At 47.1% G+C, this 7,109-nt stretch carries 9 protein-coding genes; all 9 read left to right on the plus strand.

Annotation, left to right across the window (positions count from 1 at the left end; translation table 11 throughout):
* Positions 1-228: 228 nt before the first annotated feature.
* The 9 genes from QUB06_RS33465 (at position 229) to QUB06_RS33505 (ending at position 7,052) form a co-directional block, all read left to right on the plus strand.
* Positions 229-1,452: a hypothetical protein gene (locus QUB06_RS33465; protein ID WP_333439008.1), complete on the plus strand. Its 1,224-nt coding sequence runs from the start codon at positions 229-231 to the stop codon at positions 1,450-1,452.
* 161 nt (positions 1,453-1,613) lie between these two features.
* The gene (locus QUB06_RS33470; protein WP_333439010.1) at positions 1,614-1,994 is read left to right on the plus strand and encodes a hypothetical protein; all 381 of its coding nucleotides are present in this window, start codon (positions 1,614-1,616) and stop codon (positions 1,992-1,994) included.
* On the plus strand, positions 1,987-2,436 hold the full coding sequence (locus QUB06_RS33475) for a hypothetical protein (RefSeq protein ID WP_333439012.1): 450 nt from the start codon (positions 1,987-1,989) through the stop codon (positions 2,434-2,436). Before QUB06_RS33470 ends, QUB06_RS33475 begins: the two co-directional genes overlap by 8 nt.
* 5 nt (positions 2,437-2,441) lie before the next feature.
* Positions 2,442-2,921: a hypothetical protein gene (locus QUB06_RS33480; protein WP_333439014.1), complete on the plus strand. Its 480-nt coding sequence runs from the start codon at positions 2,442-2,444 to the stop codon at positions 2,919-2,921.
* Positions 2,918-3,145 carry a hypothetical protein gene (locus tag QUB06_RS33485; protein ID WP_333439016.1) on the plus strand — a complete coding sequence of 76 codons (228 nt, stop codon included), beginning with the start codon at positions 2,918-2,920 and terminating at the stop codon, positions 3,143-3,145. The genes QUB06_RS33480 and QUB06_RS33485 overlap by 4 nt, the downstream gene beginning before the upstream one ends.
* The gene (locus QUB06_RS33490) at positions 3,142-3,411 is read left to right on the plus strand and encodes a hypothetical protein (RefSeq protein ID WP_333439018.1); all 270 of its coding nucleotides are present in this window, start codon (positions 3,142-3,144) and stop codon (positions 3,409-3,411) included. The genes QUB06_RS33485 and QUB06_RS33490 overlap by 4 nt, the downstream gene beginning before the upstream one ends.
* An 86-nt stretch (positions 3,412-3,497) precedes the next feature.
* Complete coding sequence (locus QUB06_RS33495) at positions 3,498-4,007, plus strand: hypothetical protein (protein WP_333439019.1); 510 nt, start codon at positions 3,498-3,500, stop codon at positions 4,005-4,007.
* Positions 4,008-4,183: 176 nt separating this feature from the next.
* Positions 4,184-4,654, plus strand: a complete 471-nt coding sequence (locus QUB06_RS33500) for a hypothetical protein (RefSeq protein ID WP_333439021.1) — start codon at positions 4,184-4,186, stop codon at positions 4,652-4,654.
* A 136-nt stretch (positions 4,655-4,790) separates the two neighbouring features.
* Complete coding sequence (locus tag QUB06_RS33505; protein ID WP_333439024.1) at positions 4,791-7,052, plus strand: DUF5906 domain-containing protein; 2,262 nt, start codon at positions 4,791-4,793, stop codon at positions 7,050-7,052.
* Positions 7,053-7,109 lie beyond the last annotated feature (57 nt).

Raw genomic sequence — 7,109 nt, forward strand, 5'->3', positions numbered from 1 at the left:
GCCGGATGCAGTGAAAGCTGCACGTCCGCGTTCTGAAGGAGAGGTGTCCTGTGGTAACACAGGCATCGACTCTAATTAACTGAGAGGGGCGGGGAATAATATCCCCCCTCGACTCACCCCAAAGGGGTAGGACTAAAAAAGGATAGCAAGGCTAAGGGGTCTTACATTACCCTCCAATTCAAACTAGGTGACAAACGGGTCAACAAAACCTGTGGGTGTTACTTGACGATGCAAGGCATTACTGACGCTCTAAAGAAGGCTCACTTAGTTGCTAGTGCACTAAAATCGTTTTTTAGTGAAAGTCAATTTTTAGCCTGGTATGATGATGTAATTCTAGAAAAAAACGTCGTCAAGAATGATTTGATAACGTTTGGTGAGGCTGTCGCAAAAGTAGAGGAAGAATACTGGAATGGACGTACTAAACGCCGTCAGCAGCGTGACAGGAGCAGTGTCAGTCAGCAGTATTCTTGGAGATGTGTTTATGGTGACTATTTCAAGCTGTTGCCAGAGGATAGGATTGTAAACTTGTCAGATATTCTCTCAGCATTAAACAGCAAAAAGCAAGGTACTAAATGTTTTAAGAACTGCCTGTGCGCCATGCGGAAGCTAGCTGAAACAATTGGTCATGTTGATTTGTTGTGCAAGCTCAAAGAAATTGATGGTACGCAAGTAGAGTTTAGAGAAGACCTTCAAACCTTATCGGTTGACGATTTTTTGAAACTTCGGGAGGACGCTCTAAATGTCCCTCCTAACGATAGGCGATACAACCTAGAGTCTCGTCAGCGTTGGTTGTGGGTGTTTTCAATGCAGTTGGTGTATGGTTTTCGAGTTCATGAAGTTTTTGCAATTCTGAATATTGATAGACCATTTCAAACAAAAGATGGTGTAACTATCCCACCCTTAAGCGAGTCGAATAATAAAAAAATGATTGCTGTAGTGGGGGAGAAAACATTATTAAACACTACGACTAAAACTGGTTATAGATTATGTGTGCCGATGCTAGCACCGACTCATCCTGACTTGATAGAACGTTTAGAAATTAAATCTGGTCAACTGCCGGAAATCTATTCGTTATCAAATAATCCAAATACGATTTCTAAGGCTTATGCCCAAAGAGCGCGAGACGTTCTAGCAAGGTGGGGTAAAAATTTAAGTCAAACTCACGCTTTACGTCACCTGGCAAACCTGAACGGTCAAATGGCGGGAATGTCTCAGGAAACAAGAGCTAAGAGTTTAGGGCATTCAATACAGATGAATGAAGGGACTTACAAAAAACGAGCCAATACCAAAACAACAATTGATTTGTTGACTCAATCCACAAAGGAAGCTATTCCTTTAATGGGTGCGATCGGAGTGCTTAAACAGTTGGGAAGTGACGGGAAAAGTATCAAACTGCTAGCCGCTATTTACGGCATTACGCCCGACGAAGTGATGGAGTTGCTAGCCGAATAATTTGAAACAAAACTTTACAGTCCCTGTGTTGACAAGGAACTGTAAGTCTGCAATCGTGAGTAACTGAGGAAGATTGATGCGCGACTGACAAGCACTTGCAATGCTCGCCAAGTCACGACTTCCCCAAACCGTTGAGTTAGAACGTTTGGAGCTAAATAATCATGCCAGATTTACTCCCCTCTGTGGAGGGGCGATCGCAATTCTTATTGACTTGCGATTCGGTTGAGACTGTTTTAATTGACCGCGAAACGATTAGGGAACTCAATGAAGCTTTAATAGAAGCGCTAGAAGGGTTTCAGGAATGCCAGCAGTGGCAAGAGTTTGTCCATGTGGCTCAGCGCTACTTGAGAGAAAGTACAGAGACTCAATACTCCCAAGTTGAAGAGTTGGAGCATCCCATCAATAGCGCCCTCCTGTTCCTTGAAACCTGGTCGGACAAATCTCCTGATTCACTGAGTCTTTCTATTCACCAAATATCTGAGTCTCAAAAAGTTTTGTACTCGATATTGGCTTTAAGCCAGATGGGGGGCGGGAATGACTAAACCTACAGTCAGCTACCGTCGCATCGACAAACTCCGGGCGATTGCCTTTGACCGTGGCTTCACCAACGAAGATGCCAGACAGTTTGGAAAACTCAGCAAAACTGCCACATGGGAAGCGCTGCTAGAACTGTACCTCGTTGACGGTGAAACGCTAGACACAGTGCTAGACACTGTAGACACAATAACTGAACCGCTTACTACAAGGGATGTAGACAGTGTAGACAGCCTCGACTGGACTAACGACGGTTCATTCCCGGTGTGCGGTTTCACTCGCCAGAATTCCACCAGCTTTTTAGACTGGGTTGACTTCTCTCAACTCATCGCCCTCGTGATCGCATCGGCGGGAGTGTTTGTGCTGGCAATGAGTCTGTGGCGACAAATCAATCCCTTAAATCTTTTCCCCCCAGTCCGCGTAAACATTCAAATCGGAGCTTCAAAATAATGGGCATGATGACAAAACTATTCGGTGGCGAAATCTCTGACGCCATCACGAGTAAATCTGAGAAACTGGCTGCCCCAACTGATGCGGGGGCAATTACACCGCTCAACCCCGGTAACTTTGCATCTATCCGCACAGCCGCAATAATCGAAGCCCCGCGCTACTACAGCAAAGAGGAAGCCGACGAGCGGAAGAAATTGGCGAAGGAAAAAGTCGAGGGCGCTCGTTACACGAAAAAATATCTCAAAGCTACGAGCCAGATTGAAGAAGCGGACGGCGCAGTACACAAGGCGTACCGCAAACATCAGAAAGTGGTTGCGAGCGTAGAACTGACAAAAAAACAAGCTGATGTGGGGTTGGCAAAACACCTGCTTGGCTTGGCTCCTGGATATGCCAAGCTAGGGGTCGGTTTGCAAAAAGCCGAGAATCGCGCCACCGAACGGATTGCAGCAATTCAAGCCAAGCTACTTGGAGGGGCAAAAGAATGATTCTGAAACTCCTTTCAAGAGATGCCCGATACTGGCACAACGGTTACTTTGTCCGAGTTTACGAGGATGCTGGCTGGGGCTGGCAGATTTTTCGAGACAACAAATTCATTTACCGCGACGGGCAATTTATCGCGCTAATAGATGGGGGGCATTGTCCGAAGGAATTCGATGCACATCAATCAGCCCAAGATTACGTCAACAACATTTTGAGGTATCGGGAATGATAAAGGCGATCGCACTGGGGAATGCTTTTTTACTCACTGCGATTGCCTCCAGCCTTTTGTGTTGGATGGCATCGCTGCACCCCAATTTACTTCAATTTGTGCAAGCACTTTTCGCGCTCAAGCTAATACTTTCTTGCTCTGCGTGGCTTCTGGATGATGCGATAATTGCCATCCTAAAAATTGATTTGTTGCAGTTCCGTTTTAGGTTAATTGCAAGCACAGTCGGCGCTCTAGTCGGTGTGGGGGTGATGTTGTGTCGCTCTTAAAAGTATCGGTTCTGAGCCTTTCTGGCGTTACCCTCTGGCTTTTACCACCGTTCGTTTTTTCTCGAAAAATCCCCCTGCACAATTTCATGCAAGGTGTTGCCCTGGTCTCCGGTTTTGCTTGCTGCTTTGAGGCTCGCAAGGGCGCTTTGAAGTTAGCCAAAGAGGCTGAATTTGAGGAGATGAAGGCTAGGGCGATCGAGGCTGACGTTGCCCATGAAGTCGCAACCAGTGTCTACATCAGCGAAGAACAGCGGAAGCAGGAAGCCGAACAAATTTTGGCTGGCAGCGAACGAACCGAGGAGCAGGAAGTAGAACTAAATTCCATCAAAGAATCACTAGAGCGCTTATTGAATCAAACTTCTGGCGATTCTAGCGAACTACCGGTTGTGAACTTATCGCCTAAGCAACAAGAACAAATCGAATCAATTCTCAAGTGCTACGCAAGGGGTATCACAGGCAAAAATAAAATCCTCAAAGAAGTTTGGGGAGTGTCAGCCGGCAGTAGCCAAGCTTATCGGGATGCTAAGGCAGAGTATGAATTCTTGTTGCCATTTGTCAAAGGTGGGGGCGGTGAGTCGGAGAGCGAAAATCAGTAGGGTTGGTCTCAGAAGTTGTTCGTCGATGTTATACATCGACGAATTGTTTCTGAAAGTTTCTGAGCTGAAATCCCTTACTCCGAGAGCGTTCTAGCGGTTGCTAGTTTTCCCGGAAAATTTAAGTTTTCCGAGAGGGCTAGCGCCCCAAAAGTCCACCATTTGTGTAGGATTTAAAGATGGATAATTCTGGATCAGCAGTAAGAATAGACCGATCGAATGAACCCCCCACACAAATGGTGGGGAAGTTTTGCACGGCTAATCGCATCCAGAAGCTAATAGCTCCAGCTAGGGAACTGATCCAGTCCTCCAACACCCTGAAGCGTTTGTTTGATTTCTTTTTTCGAGCAAATCAGCCTAAAGGACGTGAGGAAGCTAGGAAACTTAAACCACGATTTCTTGAATATTGGCGAGAAGCCTGCGAGTTCATCAAGAAAGAGATTCTGGCAAGGTACAAACTTTTTGTCCAAGTCAACGCTGGCTTCCAAAAGCTTAAACTTGTTGAGAGAGAAAATCTTGATACGAAGGTAGAGCTACCCTCAAAGCTGAAAAAAGAGGCCACTGGCCCGCCGAAGGGTTTTGTGCCGCTTCCCGACGCCGAAATAGGTGGCTGTGCTCGCAACGACAGCTTAATCGCACCCGCAATCTAACTCGCGGGGCGGCTTCTCCTATGCTCTAAATTTTCAACAAATTCTAGACACCAAAAAACCGCTGCTATTGATTGAAGCCCAAGCGCAACGGTTTTAGGTAATTCACCCATCTCTTAGAAAGACGAGACAAATCATCATGTCCCATAATATTAACTCGAATGACGGGCAAACTTCAAGCACCCGTGGAAATCTCGTTCGTGTAACCAAAGACAATCCTTGCTTGCACTGTGGTAAGTCAGATTGGTGCTACTCCATCGGCAATTTATCAGTCTGTAACCGTGACCAACCGCCCGCTACTGGTTGGGAAGCGACCAAGAAATCCGATCGGGACGGTCATTTTTACTACGCTCCTATTCAAGAAAAGAAAGCCATCCGTCCCGCAGATACTCGCTACTGGGAATATCCAGAACGCGACGGTTCCCCACTTGTCAGGGTGCGTCGGATTGATTTTGGCGACGGACGCAAGAAGGATATCAAGCAACAGCACTGGGACAAAGACAAAAACGACTGGGTGATGGGTTTGGGCAAGGTTGAACGCGCCAGCATCCCGGTGTACCGCCGTGCCGATGTCCAAAAGGCGATCGCAAACAATGCACTTATTTTCATCGTTGACGGTGAATCGTGTGCTGACGTTTTCTGGGATTTAGGTTTGGCCGCTACCACTAGCATCGGCGGCATGGGTAAATGGCGAATCACTGACACAAGCGATTTACAGGGTGCGAAGGTTGTTATTGCTCCCGACCGGGACATACCAGGGGTTGAGGATGCGGCCAAAGTTTCACAACACTTCCCCGACGCTCAGTGGCTGTACTGTGACCCTGACTCTTGGGTTTGGGACAATCTGCCAAAGAGTCAGGGATTTGATGTCAAAGACTGGATTGACAGCAAGGGCATCAATGCTCAAGACATACTAAATTCTCTAACTCCTCACCCGCGCACGTGTGAGAATGTAGTATCTTTGTCGGAACCTAGTAGTAAAAGCGACTACATCCCAGATACTGCACCTGTTCCAGGGCAAAATTTCATACAAAAGGCAGAGGCTGCGTTATTCACTGAGGGGCATTGGAGGTCGATAGGCGGTATCCTTTACCGCTTCACAGGGGAGTTTTATGAGGAGCGCCCTGAAGAAGCAGAAAAGAGTCGCATTGGTGATTGGCTAAATACTTACTCAGAGAAGGTGAAGGGTGTTTATGTCTGCAATCGAGCTAATTCAGCTAGTATCGATCAGGTTTACGACTGGGTAGTCAAACGGCGCGCTGTAAGTATCAAAAACATCAACCCGCCTGGTTTGAATTGCTCTAACGGGGTAGTAATGGTCAATCGTGACGGCTCCCATACTCTTGTACCGCATAGTCCTGACAAGATTTACACCTATGTGGGGTGCAAATACGACCCTGATATTGACACCACAGATTGCGATCGCCTTTTAAAGTGTCTTGAGCCAGAGCAGCGGGAAATTTTTATGAGGACGGTTGCTGCTGCATTATGCCTCCCCCTTGCTCGGCTCAGGATGTCCCGTGTCAAAGGACTGCTGTGTCACGGGGATGGGAGTAACGGTAAGGATACTTTGAGAACTGTGTTGGTGAAAGTTTTGGGACGGGGTGTCACGAGTAAAACTCTAAAGGACTTCCAGGTCTATGATGGTGGTCGGAAATTTCCCCTAGCCGGTCTTGAGAATTCTCTGTGCAACTGGTCTAGTGAGAATTCTGACACAACGAAATTAGACAAGCTGCAAAGCCTCAAGCAGTTCATCAGCGGGGATGTGTTGACAATTGAGCATAAGGGTCGCGGAGAATATCCCTATGAACCGCAAGCCATCTTTTTGGCGAATTGCAACATCCTGCCGTCTATTAGTACCGACTCTAAAGCTATCACTAGCCGCTACTGCATCTTAAGCTTCAAGAAAATCTACGACATGAACCCAGACTTGAGCAAGGGTGAGTTACAAGCTGACCCCAGATTCAAGCTAGACCCAGATTTCATTGCCGACCAAGTTGCCCCAGCTTTCCTTAAAAGAATGTTGGAGCGGATACCTCTGATACTGGAAGAGGGGATTAACTATGGCTCAGGCGACGCAGCTTTGCGGGAAGCTCAGGAAAAATCACAGCACCTTTGGCAGTTTGTCAGGGATGTTGGGTATGAAGCTGGTAAGGGTGAGCGGGTTTACGCAAAAGACCTGTGGCAAGAACTGAAAGAGTGGTATATCGACGCTGGCATTTTGGAGGTTGAATCCGATCGGAACGATAACCCGAAACTGATTTGGAACGAATTACCAGGGCGTGATACCCCTGTGAAGGCTATAAACCAAGTATTTAGCAGGTTTAGCGAGTTATTCCCTAGATTGGAAAAGTACCGTCACACAGAGCAAAGTCCAGAGGGTAAGGAACCCCACGTTTAAAAGCGGGGGCTTTTGGGAAGTCCGGCTCGTTCCGAGCGGTGCAAGAAGAAAGCCCGA

This window comes from Microcoleus sp. D2_18a_D3 (assembly GCF_036702455.1).
In the GTDB taxonomy this organism is placed as follows: Bacteria; Cyanobacteriota; Cyanobacteriia; order Cyanobacteriales; family Microcoleaceae; genus Microcoleus.